Below are 16,177 nucleotides of genomic sequence, written 5' to 3' on the forward strand. Positions count from 1 at the left end.
GGGAGGGGCGCCCCACCTCTCGGTGGAGCGCCCCTCCCTCATATGGTCCGGACTACTCGTCCGACCCGATGGGTCAGTCGATCACTTGATGATCTTGGTGACCTGACCGGCGCCGACGGTGCGGCCACCCTCACGGATCGCGAAGCGCAGGCCCTCGTCCATGGCGACCGGCTGGATGAGCTCGACGCTCATCTCGGTGTTGTCGCCCGGCATGACCATCTCGGTGCCCTCGGGGAGGGTCACGACGCCGGTCACGTCCGTGGTGCGGAAGTAGAACTGCGGACGGTAGTTGTTGAAGAACGGCGTGTGACGGCCGCCCTCGTCCTTGGACAGGATGTACGCCTGGCCCTCGAAATTCGTGTGCGGGGTGTACGCGCCCGGCTTGATGACGACCTGGCCGCGCTCGACCTCCTCGCGCTTGAGGCCACGGACGAGCAGACCGACGTTGTCGCCGGCCTCGCCGTAGTCGAGGAGCTTACGGAACATCTCGATGCCCGTGATCGTGGTCTTGGTGGCCTTCTCCTTGATGCCGATGAGCTCGACATCCTCGTTCACGTTGATCTTGCCGCGTTCGATGCGACCGGTGACGACGGTGCCACGACCGGTGATCGTGAAGACGTCCTCGACGGGCATGAGGAAGGGCTTCTCGGTCTCACGCTCGGGGTCCGGGACGGAATCGTCGCAGGCCTGCATGAGGTCGCGGATCGCCTGGACCCACTTCTCGTCACCCTCGAGCGCCTTGAGCGCCGAGATGTGGACGACGGGGGCGTCCTCGTCGAACTCCTGCGAGGCGAGGAGCTCACGCACCTCCATCTCGACGAGCTCGAGGATCTCCTCGTCGTCGACCATGTCGCACTTGTTCAGGGCGACGAGGATGTAGGGGACGCCGACCTGGCGGGCGAGCAGCACGTGCTCACGCGTCTGGGGCATCGGGCCGTCGGTGGCGGCCACGACCAGGATCGCGCCGTCCATCTGGGCGGCACCCGTGATCATGTTCTTGATGTAGTCGGCGTGACCCGGGGCGTCGACGTGCGCGTAGTGGCGCTTCTCCGTCTGGTACTCGACGTGGGAGATGTTGATCGTGATACCACGAGCCTTCTCCTCCGGCGCCTTGTCGATCTCGTCGAACGCGAACGCGTCGTTGAGATCGGGGAAGGTGTCCGCCAGGACCTTGGTGATGGCCGCGGTGGTGGTGGTCTTGCCATGGTCGACGTGACCGATGGTGCCGATGTTAACGTGCGGTTTGGTCCGCTCGAACTTCGCCTTCGCCACTGTGTGTCCTCCTGGACTGGTCTGTCCCCACCTCGAGGTGGGCACTGCTTTGTGTGGGATCTGATCTTACTCATCGTGCCGTGGGGGCACGAACCGGCGGCCACCCGGAGGTTCGACCGTGCGCCGCCGGCATCGGCCCCGCCCTACCTCGCGGCCGGGCGGGACCAGCACCGGTTACTCGCCGGTCGCCTTGGCGATGATCTCCTTGGACACACTCGCCGGAACCTCGGCGTAGTGGGAGAAGACCATCGAGTAGTTGGCCCGGCCCTGCGTCTTCGACCGGAGGTCGCCGACGTAGCCGAACATCTCGGACAGCGGCACGTTGGCCTTGACGACGCGGGCGCCGGAGCGCTCCTCCATCGCCTGGATCATGCCGCGACGGGAGTTGATGTCACCGATGACATCACCCATGTAGTCCTCCGGGGTGACGACCTCGACGGCCATCAGGGGCTCGAGGATCACGGGCTGACACCGACGGGACGCCTCCTTGAAGGCCATCGAACCCGCGACCTTGAACGCCATCTCCGAGGAGTCGACCTCGTGGTAGGCGCCGTCGAGCAACGTGGCCTTGACGTTGACCATCGGGTACCCGGCCAGGACGCCGTACTGCATGGCGTCCTTGATGCCGTGGTCCACGGAGGGGATGTACTCCTTGGGGATGCGGCCGCCGGTGACCTTGTCGGAGAACTCGTAGGTCTCGCCCTCCTCGACCTGCTCCTGGGGGAGCGGCTCGAGACGGATCTGGACCTTCGCGAACTGACCGGAACCACCGGTCTGCTTCTTGTGGGTGTAGTCGTACTTCTCGACCGTGCCCTTGATGGTCTCGCGGTACGCGACCTGGGGCTTGCCGACGTTGGCCTCGACCTTGAACTCGCGCTTCATCCGGTCGACCAGGACGTCCAGGTGGAGCTCGCCCATGCCGCCGATGACGGTCTGACCGGTCTCGTCGTCCAGCCGGACGGAGAACGTCGGGTCCTCGCGCGCCAGCTTCTGGATGGCCGTGCCGAGCTTCTCCTGGTCGGCCTTGGTCTTGGGCTCGATCGAGACGTCGATGACCGGGGCCGGGAACGTCATGGACTCGAGGATGACCTGATTCTGCAGGTCACACAGGGTGTCACCCGTGGTGGTGTCCTTGAGGCCGATGAACGCGTAGATGTGGCCGGCGACGGCCTCCTCGACGGGCATCTCCTTGTTGGCATGCATCTGGAAGAGCTTGCCGACACGCTCCTTCTTGCCCTTGGTGGCGTTCTGCACCTGCGTGCTCGGGTCGATGCGACCCGAGTAGACGCGGACGAAGGTGAGCTCACCGAAGAACGGGTGCACGGCGATCTTGAACGCCAGTGCCGCGAAGGGCTCGTCCTTGGAGGGCTGACGGCTGACGACCTTCTCCTCGTCGCCCACGGCGTGACCGTGGATCGAGCCGACGTCGAGCGGGTTCGGCAGGTACGCGATGACGGCGTCGAGCAGGGGCTGGACACCCTTGTTCTTGTACGCCGAACCACACAGCACCGGGTAGATCTCGGCGTTGACCGTCATCTTGCGGATGGCGGCCTTGATGTCCTCGACCGACAGCTCCTCGCCACCGAAGTACTTCTCCATGAGGGCCTCGTCGCTCTCGGCGACGGCCTCGAGGAGCTTCTCCCGGTACTCGTCGGCCTTGTCCTTGAGATCCTCGGGGATCTCCTGGACCGTGGCCTCGGTGCCGATCGGCGTGACGCCGGGCCAGACGAGCGCCTTCATCTCGACAAGGTCGATGACCCCGTCGAACTCGTCCTCCGCGCCGATGGGCAGCTGCAGGACGAGCGGCTTCGCGCCGAGCCGGTCGATGATGGTCTGCACGGTGTAGTAGAAGTCCGCGCCCATCTTGTCCATCTTGTTGACGAAACAGATGCGCGGGACGTCGTACTTCTCCGCCTGCCGCCAGACCTGCTCCGACTGGGGCTCGACGCCCTCCTTGCCGTCGAAGACCGCGACGGCGCCGTCGAGGACGCGCAGCGACCGCTCGACCTCGACCGTGAAGTCGACGTGGCCCGGGGTGTCGATGATGTTGATCTGGTTGTCGGCCCAGAAACAGGTGACGGCGGCCGACGTGATGGTGATGCCGCGCTCCTTCTCCTGTTCCATCCAGTCGGTGGTCGAGGCGCCGTCGTGCGTCTCGCCGATCTTCCGGTTGACACCCGTGTAGAACAGGATGCGCTCGGTGACGGTCGTCTTACCGGCGTCGATGTGCGCCATGATGCCGATGTTGCGGACCTTGTTGAGGTCGGTCAGCACGTCCTGTGCCACGGATGGTCCCCGATCGTGAGTCTTAGGTGGCCCGGGCGGTCGTGTGGACCGTCCGAACCGGGTCTGTTGTGCTGGGCCGTGCCCCGCTTCGCTCGCGCGGGTGCCGACCCTCGTTCAATGATGCCACCCTCGGGGCGGCCGGGGGCCCCGGAGCGGTGACGCCCGGTGGGCGTCCCCCCGCTCCGGGGCCCGGCTGGATCACCAGCGGTAGTGCGCGAACGCCCGGTTGGCCTCGGCCATCTTGTGGGTGTCCTCGCGGCGCTTGACCGCGGCACCCAGGCCGTTGGAGGCGTCGAGGATCTCGTTGGCGAGACGCTCGACCATGCTGTTCTCACGGCGCTGCCGGGAGAAGGTCACCAGCCAGCGCATCGCCAGGGTCGTGGAACGCCCGGGGCGGACTTCGACGGGCACCTGATAGGTGGCGCCACCGACGCGGCGGGAGCGGACCTCGAGGGCGGGCTTGACGTTGTCGAGCGCCTTCTTGAGGGTGAGGACCGGATCGGTACCGGTCTTCTCGCGGCAGATCTCCAGCGCGGAGTAGACGATGCGCTCGGCGGTCGTCTTCTTGCCGTCGAGGAGGATCTTGTTGACGAGCTGCGTGACCAGCGGCGAGCCGTAGACCGGATCGTTGATGAGCTGGCGCTTCGGGGCGGGACCCTTGCGAGGCATTACTTCTCCTTCTTGGCGCCGTAGCGGGAGCGGGCCTGCTTGCGGTCCTTCACGCCCTGCGTGTCGAGGGAGCCGCGGATGATCTTGTAACGGACACCCGGGAGGTCCTTCACACGACCACCACGGACGAGCACCATGGAGTGCTCCTGGAGGTTGTGGCCCTCACCGGGGATGTAGGCGGAGACCTCGATGCCGCTGGTGAGGCGCACGCGGGCGACCTTACGCAGCGCGGAGTTCGGCTTCTTGGGGGTGGTGGTGTACACACGGGTGCACACGCCACGACGCTGCGGCGAGCCCTTGAGGGCAGCCGTCGCCGTCGAGGACTTCTTGTCCTGGCGGCCCTTGCGGACCAGCTGGTTGATGGTTGGCATGAACCGACTTTCTCTAGCTGGCGGCCTCCTCGGGGGCGACCACCGGTCACTGGGACGTTGCTCGTATCCGGACTCTCGCGCTCCCCGACGGGCGCACGGGCGACCACGTCAGCCGCTCTCGCTGGCCTACTGGGCACGATCCTCCAGCTCGCGTACTGCGAGCACGATGGTCAAGCCTAACCGCCCTCGTGAGGATCGGTCAAAACGCGGCCGGGGCGGCGCCTCGGGCCGACGCCTGCGGGACCTGCGCGAGCACCAGATCCAGGGTCTCGGCCCAGTATCGGATCACCTTCTCGCGACGGGCCGAGTCGTCGGAGAGCACGTCCGCGAGCCCGAGCCCCCGTGCCAGGTCGAGGGTGGCCTGCAGTGGCCTGCGCACCCGTACGTCGCCGGGGTCGTGCCCCAGGGCCTCGGCGGCGATCGCCAGGACCTCGCGGGACATGTGGTTCTCGAACGGCAGCACTCGGTCGCGCAACGCGGGATCGTTGGCCGCCGCGGTCCAGACGTGCAGCGCGGCCTTGAAGACGTCCGAGGTGTAGTGCTGGACGATCAGGCGGACCACGGCGACCGTCCGCTCGGGGCCGGGCTCGGGTAGATCGAGCCCCACGTTCCGGACGTTGTCCAGTCGCTGCTCGATCATGTACCCGAGGGCGGCGGTGATGAGGTCCTCACGGGTCGGGAAGTGGTGTTGCGCGGCGCCCCGTGAGACGCCGGCGGCGGCGGCCACCGCGCCCACGGTGGTCGCCGCCCAGCCCTGCGTGGCGAGGAGGTCGATCGAGGCACCCAGGAGGCGTTCCCGTGTGAGGCGACTACGGTCCTGCTTGGGGGCCCGCTGCTCGGGTGCCGTCATTGCTCCTCCTCTTACCAGTCCTGCTCGTCGTAGATGATCACACCGCGGATGTTCTTGCCGTCGCGCATGTCCTGGTACCCCTGGTTGATCTCGTCGAGCCGGTACGTCCTGGTGACCAACTCGTCGAGCTTGAGGTTCCCGGCCCGGTACTGGTGCAGCAGGTGCGGGATCTGCTTGCGCGGGCCGGTGCCACCGAAGATCGCACCCTGCAGGGTCTTCTGCTGCATGGCCAGGTCGAGGATGGAGATCTGCGCGTCGACGGCCATCATGTCCCCCAGCCCCACGACCACGCAGCGGCGCCCCTTGCCGGTGAGCATCAGCCCGGGCAGCAGGTCCTTCCCGTCCACCACTCCCATGGTGAGCAGGACCAGGTCCGCCATACGCCCCCAGCTGAGCTCCCCCACCAGCGCCATGGCGTCGTCCATCGAGGCACACGTGTGTGTCGCCCCGAACTCCATCGCCTTCTCCCGCTTGAACTCGACCGGGTCCACGGCCACGATGACGCGCGCCCCCGCCGCGGCGGCGCCCTGGACGGAGTTGATCCCGATGCCGCCCACGCCGACCACCACCACGACGTCGCCCTCCTTGGCCTGGCCGATCTCGGTGGCCGAACCCCACCCCGTGCAGACACCGCATCCGAGCAGGGCGGCCTTGTCCAGGGGGATGTCCTTCTCGATCTTGACGACCGAGGACTGGTGGACGGTGACGTGCGGCGCGAAGGTGCCCAGGACGCACATGGTCGCCACGGGCTCACCGTCGGCGGTGTGGACCCGGTAGCCGTCGTCGCTGATGGCCCGGCCGCTCAGCAGCCCGGCGCCGTTGTCACAGAGGTTCTGCAGCCCCTCGGAACAGGGCGGGCAGGTGCCGCAGGCGGGGATGAACGCCAGCACGACGTGGTCCCCCTCCTCCAGCCCGGTGACACCCTCTCCCACCTTGGTCACCACACCCGCGCCCTCGTGGCCGCCCATGATCGGATAGGTCTCGAACTGCAGGTCCCCCGTGAGCAGGTGCTCGTCCGAGTGGCAGAGCCCCGAGGCGGCGAGTTTGACCTGCACCTCCCCCGCCTTGGGGTCGTCGATGTCGACGTCGACGATCTCCCAGGCGTCCTGCTTGGGTTCACGGATGATGGCGGCTCTGGTGCGCATGGCATTACCTCTCGGGTCGAACTCGGGCGATGTGGTGACGGTCACACATCAACGACATCGCATACGCTACGCGTCCGGCGTCGCCCAGGAGGGCGGTCGGCGTTCAAGGAATGCGGTCATCCCCTCGGCGACCTCGGCGGTGGTGAAAAGGCGTGCGGTCACCCCGGCCAGGTCCTCTCCACGGGCGTCGAGATCGGCCAGCATCGGCGCCGCAAGCAGCGCCTTGTTCTCCGCCAGTCCCTGCGGTGAACAGGGCCGGAACGCGGCGACCAGCTCGTCGACTGCGGCGTCGATGTCGTCGACCGCCTCGGAGAGCAGGCCGATCCGCCGGGCGTGCGCCGAGTCGAACTTCTCACCGGTCAGCAGGGCGCGTGCGAGGTCCCGCGAGGTGATCCGCGCCGCCAGCGGAACCGAGATCATGGCCGCCGCCAGACCGAGGCGGACCTCGGTGAGAGCGAACGTCGACGTCGGTCCGGCCACGGCGAGGTCGCAGGCGGCCACCAGTCCCATCCCGCCGGCGCGGACGTGGCCGTCCACGGCGGCGATCACAGGTTTGGGGTGCGAGAGGATCGCCCGGAGCAGCCCGAGGAACACCCGGGTCCGCTCGGCGGCCTGCGCCTCCGGGGTGCTCTGGTCGGCCCCGGCCGCGGAGGCCTCGCTGAGGTCGGCGCCGGCGCAGAAGGTCCCGCCGGCGTGACCGAGGACCACCACGCGGGCGCCGTCGTCCGCGGCCGCCCGGTCGAGCGCCGCGTGGAGCTGGTCGACCAGGGCGCTCGAGATGGCGTTGCGGTTGTGCTGCGAGTCCAGGGTCACGCGGGCGGCACCCCCGGAGACCTCGTAGCGCACCAGCACCCGATCACCCACGCCCTGGGTGTCCACCGTGGCCACCTCAGTAGCTCCTCGGCAGCCCGAGAGAGTGCTGGGCCACGTAGTTGAGGATCATCTCCCGGCTGACCGGGGCGATGCGGGGCAGGCGCGACGCGGCGAGCATCCCGGCGAGGCCGTACTCCACCGACAGGCCGTTGCCGCCGAGGGTCTGGATGGCCTGATCGACGGTGCGCGCGGAGACCTCTCCGGAGGCGTACTTGGCCATGTTGGCGGCCTCGCCGGCGAGGTCGTCCAGGCCGGCGTCGACGAGCGCGGCGGCCTTGCGCATCATCAGCCGGGCCAACTCCAGCTCGATCTTGCACTGGGCGAGGGGATGGGCGATCCCCTGGTGGGCGCCGATCGGGGTCTTCCACACGGTGCGCTCGTTCGCGTACTTCGTGGCCTTGTCCATGGCGTAACGGGCGGAACCGATGGCCATCCCGGAGGCCATGATGCGCTCGGGGTTGAGGCCCGCGAAGAGCATCAGCAGTGCGGTGTCGCCGTCACCGATCAGCGCGTCCGCGGGCAGCCGCACGTCGTCGAAGTACAGCTGGAACTGCCGCTCGGGCGTACGCACCTCGGTGGGGATGTGGGTGCGCTCGAGCCCCGGGGCGTCGGTGGGCACCATGAACAGCGCCGGCTGGAGCTTGCCGCTCGCGGCGCCCTCCAGTCGGGCCACGACGAGGATCGCGTCGGCCTGGTCGACCCCCGAGATGTAGGTCTTCTGCCCGCTGAGCAGGAAGTCCGAGCCATCCCGGCGCGCGGTGGTGGTGATGGCGTGGGAGTTGGACCCGGCGTCCGGCTCCGTGATGGCGAACGAGGTGATGATCTCGCCCGAGGCCAGGCCGGGCAGCCAGCGCTTCTTCTGCTCCTCGGTCCCGAAGCGGGAGATGATCGTGCCGTTGATGGCGGGCGAGACCACCATCATCAGCAACCCGGCACCCGCGGCGGAGAGCTCCTCCTCGACCATCGCGAGCTCGGTCATGCCGGCCCCGCCGCCGCCGTACTCCTCGGGCAGGTTCACCCCCAGCAGTCCGAGCTTGCCCGCCTCGGTCCACAGCTCGTCGGTGGTCTCACCGGCGTCGGACTTCTCGCGCATGTACTCCATGCCGTAGCGCGAGCCCAGGTCGTAGGCGACCTTGCGGAGTTGCGTCTGCTCCTCGGTGTCGACGACGGGGTTGGGGATCTGTGAGATGTCGGTCATCGTGGTCACTCCTGGGGGGTGGTGGTGTCAGTGCTGTCGGGATCCGTGCTGTCGGGATCGGCGCTGTCTGGTTCCGCGACGACGGCGAGGATGGTGCCGGTCTCGACCTGGGTGCCGACCTCGACGGGCAGTTCGGTGACGATGCCGTCCACGGCGGCGGAGATGGTGTGTTCCATCTTCATGGCCTCCATCCACAGCAGTGGCTGGCCGGCGGTGACGGTGTCCCCGACGGAGACGGCCACCCGGATGACCGCACCCGGCATGGGGGCGAGCAGCGAACCCGCGGCGACCTCCGCGCCGGGATCGGAGTACCGGGGCGGCTCGATGAGCGAGACCGGTCCGAGTGGCGAGTCCACCTCGACGACGGTGTCGGAGCCCACCACCTCGTACCGGGCCACCGAGAAGGTGTGGCGCACTCCCCTGACCTCGAGGTCGACCGCGCGGGGCCGGACCTGTCCGACGCTGACGACCTCGGCCAGATCGCCGTCCGCGTGGGCGCCGAAGCGGTCGCGGAGGTACGCCACCTCCAGCTCGTCCTCGCCGAACCGGTAGGTCCGCCTCTGGAGAGTGCGGCCGACATTGCGGAAGCCCGCCTGCGCCAGCGCCACCGGGCCCGCGGCGTGGTCGGCGGTCCCGGACACGATCGCGGCGGCCAGCGCGGAGATCGCCACGACCTCGTCGTCGGCCAGCGGGGCGGCGAGCGCCTGCGCACCGTGATCGTCGAGGAACGCGGTGGACAGGTTGCCGGCGATGAACTCCGGGTGGCGCAGGACACGGACCAGTTGGGCCCGGTTGGTCGTCAGGCCGTGGATCTTCGCACGGGTGAGAGCCCCGGCGAGCGAGGCGCAGGCCTCGGAACGGGTGCGGCCGTAGGAGATGACCTTCGCCAGCATCGGGTCGTAGTGCACGCCGATCAGCGCGCCGTCCGCCCCGGGTTCGACACCGCTGTCCAGCCGGATGCCCGGCCGGTGCGGGCCCTCGAAACGGGAGGAGACGCCGGGGACGTCGAGCGCCCACAAGATCCCGGAACCCGGTGTGTAGTCACTCGCGGGGTCCTCGGCGTAGAGGCGGGCCTCGAACGACCAGCCGTGGGCGGTCGGGGGTTCGGCGGACGGCAGGGGCAGTCCCGCCGCCACGTCCAGCTGGAGCGCCACCAGGTCCAGACCGGTCGTGGCCTCGGTGACCGGATGCTCGACCTGGAGCCGGGTGTTCATCTCGAGGAAGAAGAACTCGCCGTCGTCGGTGGCCAGGAACTCGACCGTGCCGGCGCCGGTGTACCCGATCGTGGACGCGGCGTCGCGGGCCGCCGAGTACAACTTCTGCCGCATCCCCGGGGTCCGCTCGACCAGCGGGCTCGGCGCCTCCTCGATGACCTTCTGGTGGCGGCGCTGGATGGAGCACTCGCGCTCGCCCACCGCCCAGACGGTGCCGTGGGAGTCGGCCATGACCTGGACCTCGATGTGGCGGCCCCGCTCGAGGTATCGCTCGCAGAACACGGCGTCGTCACCGAAGGCGGACCTGGCCTCACGCTGAGCATTGGCGATCTCGTCGTGCAGCGAGTCGAGGGTGCGGACGATCCGCATGCCGCGACCGCCGCCACCGGCGGAGGCCTTGACCAGCACCGGGAGCATGTCCTCGGTGACGTCGGCGGGCTCGAGGTCGGCGAGCATGGGCACTCCGGCCTCGCCCATCATCTTCTTGGCCTCGATCTTGGAGCCCATGGCCTCGATGGCGGCCACCGGCGGGCCCACCCAGGTGAGCCCCGCGTCGATCACGTCGCGGGCGAACCCGGCGTTCTCGGACAGGAACCCGTAGCCCGGGTGGATCGCGTCGGCTCCGGCGGCCCTGGCCGCGGCGATCACCAGGTCACCCCGCAGGTAGGTCTCCCCGGGGGTGTTGCCCGGGAGACGGACCGCGGCGTCGGCCTCGCGGGTGTGCGGGGCGCCCGAGTCGGCGTCCGAGTAGACCGCCACCGTGGTCATGCCCAGGGCGCGGGCGGTGCGGTGGACACGGCGGGCGATCTCCCCGCGGTTGGCGACCAGGACCGAGGTGATCGGGGCTGGGGTGGATGAATTCTGCATGGGTGTGTTCCTCACATCCGGAAGACGCCGAAGCGGTCGGTTCCGGCGACTTCTCCGGAGTGGATCGCGGACAGGCTGAGACCCAGCACGGTCCGGGTGTCGCGGGGGTCGATGATGCCGTCGTCGTAGAGCATCCCGGACAGGAATGCCGGCAACGACTCCTTCTCGATCTGGTCGGCGATCATGGTCTTGAGACCGTCGATCGTCTCCTGGGTCATCTCCTCGCCCCGGGCGGCCGAGGCGGCGGCGGCCACGGAGGTGACCACGTCGGCGAGCTGCTGACCGCCCATGACGGCGGACTTCGCGCTCGGCCACGTGTAGAGGAACCGGGGGTCGAAGGCGCGGCCGCACATACCGTAGTGGCCCGCGCCGTACGAGGCGGCGGTGATGAGCGACAGGTGCGGGACCTCGGAGTTGGAGACCGCGTTGATCATCATCGACCCGTGCTTGATGATGCCGCCGCGCTCGTACTCCGAGCCCACCATGTATCCGGTGGTGTTGTGCATGAACACCAACGGGGTGTCGTAGCGGTTGGCCAACTCGATGAACTGGGTGGCCTTCTGCGCCTCCGCGCTGAACAGCACGCCGCGCGCGTTGGCGATGATGCCCACCGGGTAGCCGTGGATCTCGGCCCACCCGGTGACCAGGCTCGCCCCGTAGAGCGGCTTGAACTCGTCGAAGTCGGACCCGTCCACGATGCGGGCGATGATCTCGCGCGGGTCGAAGGGGATCTTGAGGTCATCCGGGACGATGCCGAGGAGCTCCTCGGCGCCGTAGAGGGGTTCGATGACCTCGGCGCGGGGGGCCCGTCCGGACTTCGACCAGTTGAGCCGGCGGATGATGCCGCGCGTGATGCGTGCGGCATCGGCCTCGTCGAGGGCGTAGTGGTCGGCGAGGCCGGAGACGCGGGCGTGCATGTCCGCTCCGCCGAGGGTCTCCTCGTCGGCGATCTCGCCGGTGGCGGCCTTGACCAGTGGGGGTCCGGCGAGGAACACCTTCGAGCGCTCCTCGATCATGACCACGTGGTCGCTCATCCCCGGGACGTACGCTCCGCCGGCGGTGGAGTTGCCGTAGACGACGGCGATGGTCGGGATGCCGGCCTTGGACAGGCGCGTGAGGTCACGGAAGAGCGCGCCTCCGGGGATGAAGACCTCCTTCTGCGTGGGCAGGTCGGCGCCACCGGACTCGACGAGGCTGATCACCGGGAGCCGGTTCTTCATGGCCACGTCGTTGAGGCGGAGGATCTTGCGCAGCGTCCACGGGTTGGACGTGCCGCCCTTGACCGTCGGGTCGTTGGCGATGACCAGGCACTCCACGCCCTCGACCACGCCGATCCCGGCCACCACGGAGGCACCGGTCTGGAAATCCGAGCCCCACGCGGCGAGTGCGCACAGCTCGAGGAAGGGCGACTCGCGGTCGAGGACCATGTCGATCCGTTCCCGGGCGGTGAACTTGCCGCGCTCGCGGTGGCGGGCGACCTTGCGCTCGCCGCCGCCGGCGAGCGCGGGCTCGAGATCGGCGGTGAGCTGTGTGAGCTTGTCCTCCATCGCGGCCTTGGCGGCACCGAACTCGGCGCTGGCGGTGTCGAGCGTGGAACGCAGGATGGTCATGCGGTGTACCCCAAACGTCGTCCGGCGAGGGTGGTGAGGATCTCGGTGGTGCCTCCGCCGATGCCCAGGAGGCGGACATCGCGGTACTGGCGGCTCACCTCGGACTCGGACATGTAGCCGAGCCCCCCGAAGAGCTGGAGGGCTTCGTTCGCGACCCACTCCGCACACTCGACGGCGGTGTTCTTGGCAAAGCAGACCTCGGCGATCGCGTCGTGCCCCGCCGCGGCCAGATCCACGCAGCGATGGGTGTAGGTGCGGGCGACGTCAATGCGACGGGCCATCTCGGTGACGGTGTTCTGCACGGCCTGCCGGGAGAGCAGGGGGCGACCGAAGGTCTCGCGCTCCCGCACCCAGTCCAGGGTGAGATCGAGGCATCGCTGGGCGTGGGAGTACCCCTGGGCGGCCAACGCCGCGCGCTCTCCCACGAAGCCGATGGCGATCTGGGCGAAACCGTCGTTCTCGGCGCCGACGAGGTTCTCCACCGGCACCCGGCAGTCGGTGAAGGTCAGCTCGGCGGTGTCCGAGGCCCGCCAGCCCAGCTTCTCCAGCGGGGCCGAGCGGTGGAAACCCGGGGTGTCGGTGGGGATGACGAGCAGGCTCACGCCCGCCGCTCCCTTCAGTTCGTCGCCGCCGGTGCGCACGGCGGTCACCACGAAGTCGGCGCGGGTGCCGGAGGTGATGTACGTCTTGGCGCCGTTGACGAGGTAGTGGTCGCCGTCCCGGCGTGCGGTGGTGGTGAGGCGTCCGACGTCGGAGCCGCCGCCGGGTTCGGTGATCGCCAGGGAACCGATCAGGTCGCCGGCGAGGGTGGGCCTGACCCAGCGCTCGATCTGGTCGGGTCGGCCGGACTGCGCCAGGTGGGGGGTGGCGATCCCACAGGTGAACAGCGAGGCGAACACGCCGCCGGCGACGCCCGCCTCGTGGAGGGCCTCGCAGACGATCAAGGAGTCACGCATGTCGCCTCCCCCGCCACCGACCTCCTCCGGGAACGAGACACCGAGCAGACCCACCCGGCCGGCCTTGGCGTGCAGCTCGCGGGGCAACGCGCCCGCGGCCTCCCACTCGTCCTGGTGGGGCAGGATCTCGCGCTGCGCGAAACGGGTCGTGGTCTCGCGCAGGGCGAGGCTCTCCTCGGAGTACCAGGGATCCCCGGGTACGTACGGCGGGATGGTCACGCGTTCTCCTCTGCGGGTGCCGGCTCGGCGGGTGCCGAAGCGGCGGGTACGGGGGCGGTGATGTCGTCGGGGACGTCGATGACGCGGGAGCGCAGCCACTCGGCGAGACCCTTGGCCTGGGGGTCCCAGCGGTAGCCGTGGGCGACGCCCTTGCCGAGCAGTCCGTCGATGACGAAGTTCACGGCACTGATGCGGGGCAGTTCGTATCTCTCGATCGGGAGTTCGGCGGTCTCGGGGAGCAGGCGACGCAACGCCTCGACGGTGAGGGTGTCGCGCATCCAGCGGTAGGCCTTCTCGTCTCCGGCCCACAGACCGATGTTGGCGGTCCCGCCCTTGTCGCCCGAGCGGGCGCCGAGCACGTCGCCCAGGGGCCTGCGCGTGGTGGGGACGTACGGCGTGTCGGACCCGGTCGACGGCGTGGCCGCGGCCAGCGGCGCACCCTCGGCGCCGAGTCCGTCGGAGGCGTGGCCGTCGCCCATCTCCTCCGTGTGGTCCGGAGGCGCGATGTCCACGCGGGTGCCGTCGGGGAGCACCGCGACATGCGGCACCTTCTCCTGGTCGAGGTAGGCGGGGACGTACACGCCGTACGGCCCGCCGCGACCGGGGGGCGCGCTGGGCGTGGCTCCCGGGTAGCTCGCCAGGATCATGGCTACCGCGGCGTCGGAGAACGCCCGGCCCACCACGTCTTTGTCCGGGTCCCAGGCGACGACGGTCAGCAGGGCGGTCGCCGCGGCCTGGGTGTCGGCGTCCGTGTGGTCCGTGCGGCTGAGGCGGAAGTCGATCTCCGCCGGGCGGGTGGCGAGGCCGGCCAGGACCTGGCGCTCGACCAGTGCGGCCTTGTCCTCGATGTCCAGCCCGGTGAGCAGGAACGTGACCTCGTTGCGGAAGCCGCCCAGGCACGTCACCGACACCTTGGTGGTGGTGGGGGCGGTCTCGCCGCGCACACCGGAGATGCGGACGCGGTCGGGGCCCTCCTGCTCGAGGCGAGCGGTGTCCAGGCGGGTGACGACGTCGGGCCCGCCGTAGCGCGCCCCGGTGACCTCGTAGAGGAGTTGCGAGGTGACGGTGCCGACCGTCACCGCTCCCCCGGTCCCCTCGTGCTTGGTGATGACGGAGGTGCCGTCGGAGGCGATCTCGGCGATCGGGAATCCGGGGGTGACGGGGTCGGCGATCTCGCCACGGTTGAAGAAGGCGTAGTTGCCTCCGGTGGCCTGGGTCCCGCACTCGATGACGTGCCCCGCGACGGTGGCGCCGGCCAGGGCGTCGAGGTCCGTCCGGGTCCACCCGAAGTGGCTGATCGCCGGACCGACGATCACCGAGGCGTCGGTGACGCGACCGGTGACGACGATGTCGGCACCGGCGTCCAGGCAGCGGGCGATCCCGAAGCCCCCGAGGTAGGCGTTGGCGGTGACCGGGAACCCGGCGTCAGCCGGGATGTCGAGTTCTTCAACCCGGTGGATCAGGTCGTCACCCTCGACGTGGGCGACCCGGGGGGACAGCCCCAGGCGCGAACCGAGCTCGACGACCGCGCCGGCCAGGCCGGCCGGGTTCAGACCGCCCGCGTTCGCGACGATCCTCACGTTCTTCTCCAGCGCGAGCCCGAGACAGTCCTCGAGCTGACGCAGGAAGGTCTTGGCGTACCCGAGGTCCGCGTTCTTCATGCGGTCGCGGCCCAGGATGAGCATGGTGAGTTCGGCGAGGTAGTCGCCGGTGAGGACGTCGAGCTCGCCCCCCTCGAGCATCTCGCGCATCGCGGAGATGCGGTCACCGTAGAAGCCGGACATGTTTCCCACGCGCAGTGGCGCGGCGAGGTTCTTCCCGGTCATGCTCGCGCCCCCTCCTCGCGGCCGCCGCCGGGCAGGCCCGCGAAGGCCTGGGCGATCCGCAGCCATTCCTCCGCGTCGTCACCGGTCGCCTCGAGGGCGGTGTCGGCGCGGTGGACGCGCTGGGTGACCAGCAGGCAGAAGTCGAGCACCGGTCCGGTGACACGCTGCTCGGCATCGGACGGGCCGAACTCGAGGACGGTGCCGTCGGCCAGGGTGAGCGCGAGGTGGACCTCCGAGGTCGGGGCCTCGAGGCCGTTCATCAGATACGCGAAGCCGCGGGTCTTGAACCCCAGGCGGGCCACGTGGGGCAGCGCCGCGACGAAGGCCGGGTCGGAGTCGAGCGGGATCCCGACGGCGTCGGCCACGTCGATACCGTGTGCCCAGGTCTCCATGATGCGGGCGGTCGTCATGGACTTCGGTCGCATCGGTGGACCGAACCACGGGACCTGGTCGCCCGGATCGGCGGCCTTGAGCGCGTCCGCGAGTTCTCCCCTGGCCAGGCGCCATCGGGCGAGCACCTCGTCGCGGCCGGTGGCGGCGATCCCGGCGGCACCGGCGTCCACGAATCCGGTCGGGTCGGCCATCGCCGTCTCCACCACGCCCTGGAAGGCGTCCGGATCGTTGATGGCGGTGACCGAGACCTCGTCGGTCCAGGCCAGGTGAGCGATCTGCATCCCCACGTCCCAGCCCTCGGCCGGGGTGTCCAGGTGCCAGACGTCGGGACCGGCGGTCTCGACGAGGTCGTCTAGTCGGGCGCTGAGCGCGGCCAGGACCGCGTGCGGGTCCTCCGTCGCCGAGGGCCGGATGTTCGTCTGCATGGC

13 protein-coding genes are annotated in these 16,177 nt (G+C 69.4%); all 13 read right to left on the reverse strand.

From position 1 onward, the window contains the following. Nucleotides 1-81: 81 nt before the first annotated feature. The 13 genes from tuf to ABIE38_RS14720 all read right to left on the reverse strand — a co-directional run bounded on the left by tuf (nucleotide 82) and on the right by ABIE38_RS14720 (nucleotide 16,174). Complete coding sequence (gene tuf, locus ABIE38_RS14660; RefSeq protein WP_179525927.1) at nucleotides 82-1,272, reverse strand: elongation factor Tu; 1,191 nt, start codon at nucleotides 1,270-1,272, stop codon at nucleotides 82-84. Between the two features lie 174 nt (nucleotides 1,273-1,446). Further along, nucleotides 1,447-3,558 (reverse strand): elongation factor G, encoded by a 2,112-nt coding sequence (gene fusA / locus ABIE38_RS14665; RefSeq protein WP_354057509.1) that lies wholly within the window; start codon nucleotides 3,556-3,558, stop codon nucleotides 1,447-1,449. Nucleotides 3,559-3,756: 198 nt separating this feature from the next. Further along, entirely contained in the window at nucleotides 3,757-4,227 is a 471-nt protein-coding gene (gene rpsG, locus ABIE38_RS14670; protein WP_179525929.1) for a 30S ribosomal protein S7, read from the reverse strand. Next, complete coding sequence (gene rpsL / locus ABIE38_RS14675) at nucleotides 4,227-4,598, reverse strand: 30S ribosomal protein S12 (protein ID WP_017838186.1); 372 nt, start codon at nucleotides 4,596-4,598, stop codon at nucleotides 4,227-4,229. The genes rpsG and rpsL overlap by 1 nt, the downstream gene beginning before the upstream one ends. A 199-nt stretch (nucleotides 4,599-4,797) precedes the next feature. After that, nucleotides 4,798-5,448: a TetR family transcriptional regulator gene (locus ABIE38_RS14680; RefSeq protein ID WP_182643857.1), complete on the reverse strand. Its 651-nt coding sequence runs from the start codon at nucleotides 5,446-5,448 to the stop codon at nucleotides 4,798-4,800. An 11-nt stretch (nucleotides 5,449-5,459) separates the two neighbouring features. Then, nucleotides 5,460-6,593 carry an NDMA-dependent alcohol dehydrogenase gene (locus ABIE38_RS14685; RefSeq protein ID WP_179525931.1) on the reverse strand — a complete coding sequence of 378 codons (1,134 nt, stop codon included), beginning with the start codon at nucleotides 6,591-6,593 and terminating at the stop codon, nucleotides 5,460-5,462. 66 nt (nucleotides 6,594-6,659) lie between these two features. Then, nucleotides 6,660-7,481 carry an enoyl-CoA hydratase family protein gene (locus ABIE38_RS14690; protein WP_502914788.1) on the reverse strand — a complete coding sequence of 274 codons (822 nt, stop codon included), beginning with the start codon at nucleotides 7,479-7,481 and terminating at the stop codon, nucleotides 6,660-6,662. A gap of 1 nt (nucleotide 7,482) precedes the next feature. Next, on the reverse strand, nucleotides 7,483-8,664 hold the full coding sequence (locus ABIE38_RS14695; protein WP_354057512.1) for an acyl-CoA dehydrogenase family protein: 1,182 nt from the start codon (nucleotides 8,662-8,664) through the stop codon (nucleotides 7,483-7,485). 5 nt (nucleotides 8,665-8,669) lie between these two features. Continuing rightward, entirely contained in the window at nucleotides 8,670-10,745 is a 2,076-nt protein-coding gene (locus ABIE38_RS14700; protein ID WP_354057514.1) for an acetyl/propionyl/methylcrotonyl-CoA carboxylase subunit alpha, read from the reverse strand. A gap of 11 nt (nucleotides 10,746-10,756) precedes the next feature. Next, a complete protein-coding gene (locus ABIE38_RS14705) occupies nucleotides 10,757-12,355 on the reverse strand; it encodes an acyl-CoA carboxylase subunit beta (RefSeq protein ID WP_354057516.1) in 1,599 nt (532 codons plus the stop codon). Then, complete coding sequence (locus ABIE38_RS14710) at nucleotides 12,352-13,530, reverse strand: acyl-CoA dehydrogenase family protein (protein WP_354057518.1); 1,179 nt, start codon at nucleotides 13,528-13,530, stop codon at nucleotides 12,352-12,354. The genes ABIE38_RS14705 and ABIE38_RS14710 overlap by 4 nt, the downstream gene beginning before the upstream one ends. Then, on the reverse strand, nucleotides 13,527-15,356 hold the full coding sequence (locus ABIE38_RS14715; RefSeq protein WP_354057520.1) for an acyclic terpene utilization AtuA family protein: 1,830 nt from the start codon (nucleotides 15,354-15,356) through the stop codon (nucleotides 13,527-13,529). Before ABIE38_RS14715 ends, ABIE38_RS14710 begins: the two co-directional genes overlap by 4 nt. Then, nucleotides 15,353-16,174: a TIGR03084 family metal-binding protein gene (locus ABIE38_RS14720; protein WP_354057522.1), complete on the reverse strand. Its 822-nt coding sequence runs from the start codon at nucleotides 16,172-16,174 to the stop codon at nucleotides 15,353-15,355. Before ABIE38_RS14720 ends, ABIE38_RS14715 begins: the two co-directional genes overlap by 4 nt. Between the last annotated feature and the right edge of the window lie 3 nt (nucleotides 16,175-16,177).

Origin of the sequence: Dietzia sp. 2505, assembly GCF_040546785.1 — a bacterium.
Lineage (GTDB): Bacteria > Actinomycetota > Actinomycetes > Mycobacteriales > Mycobacteriaceae > Dietzia.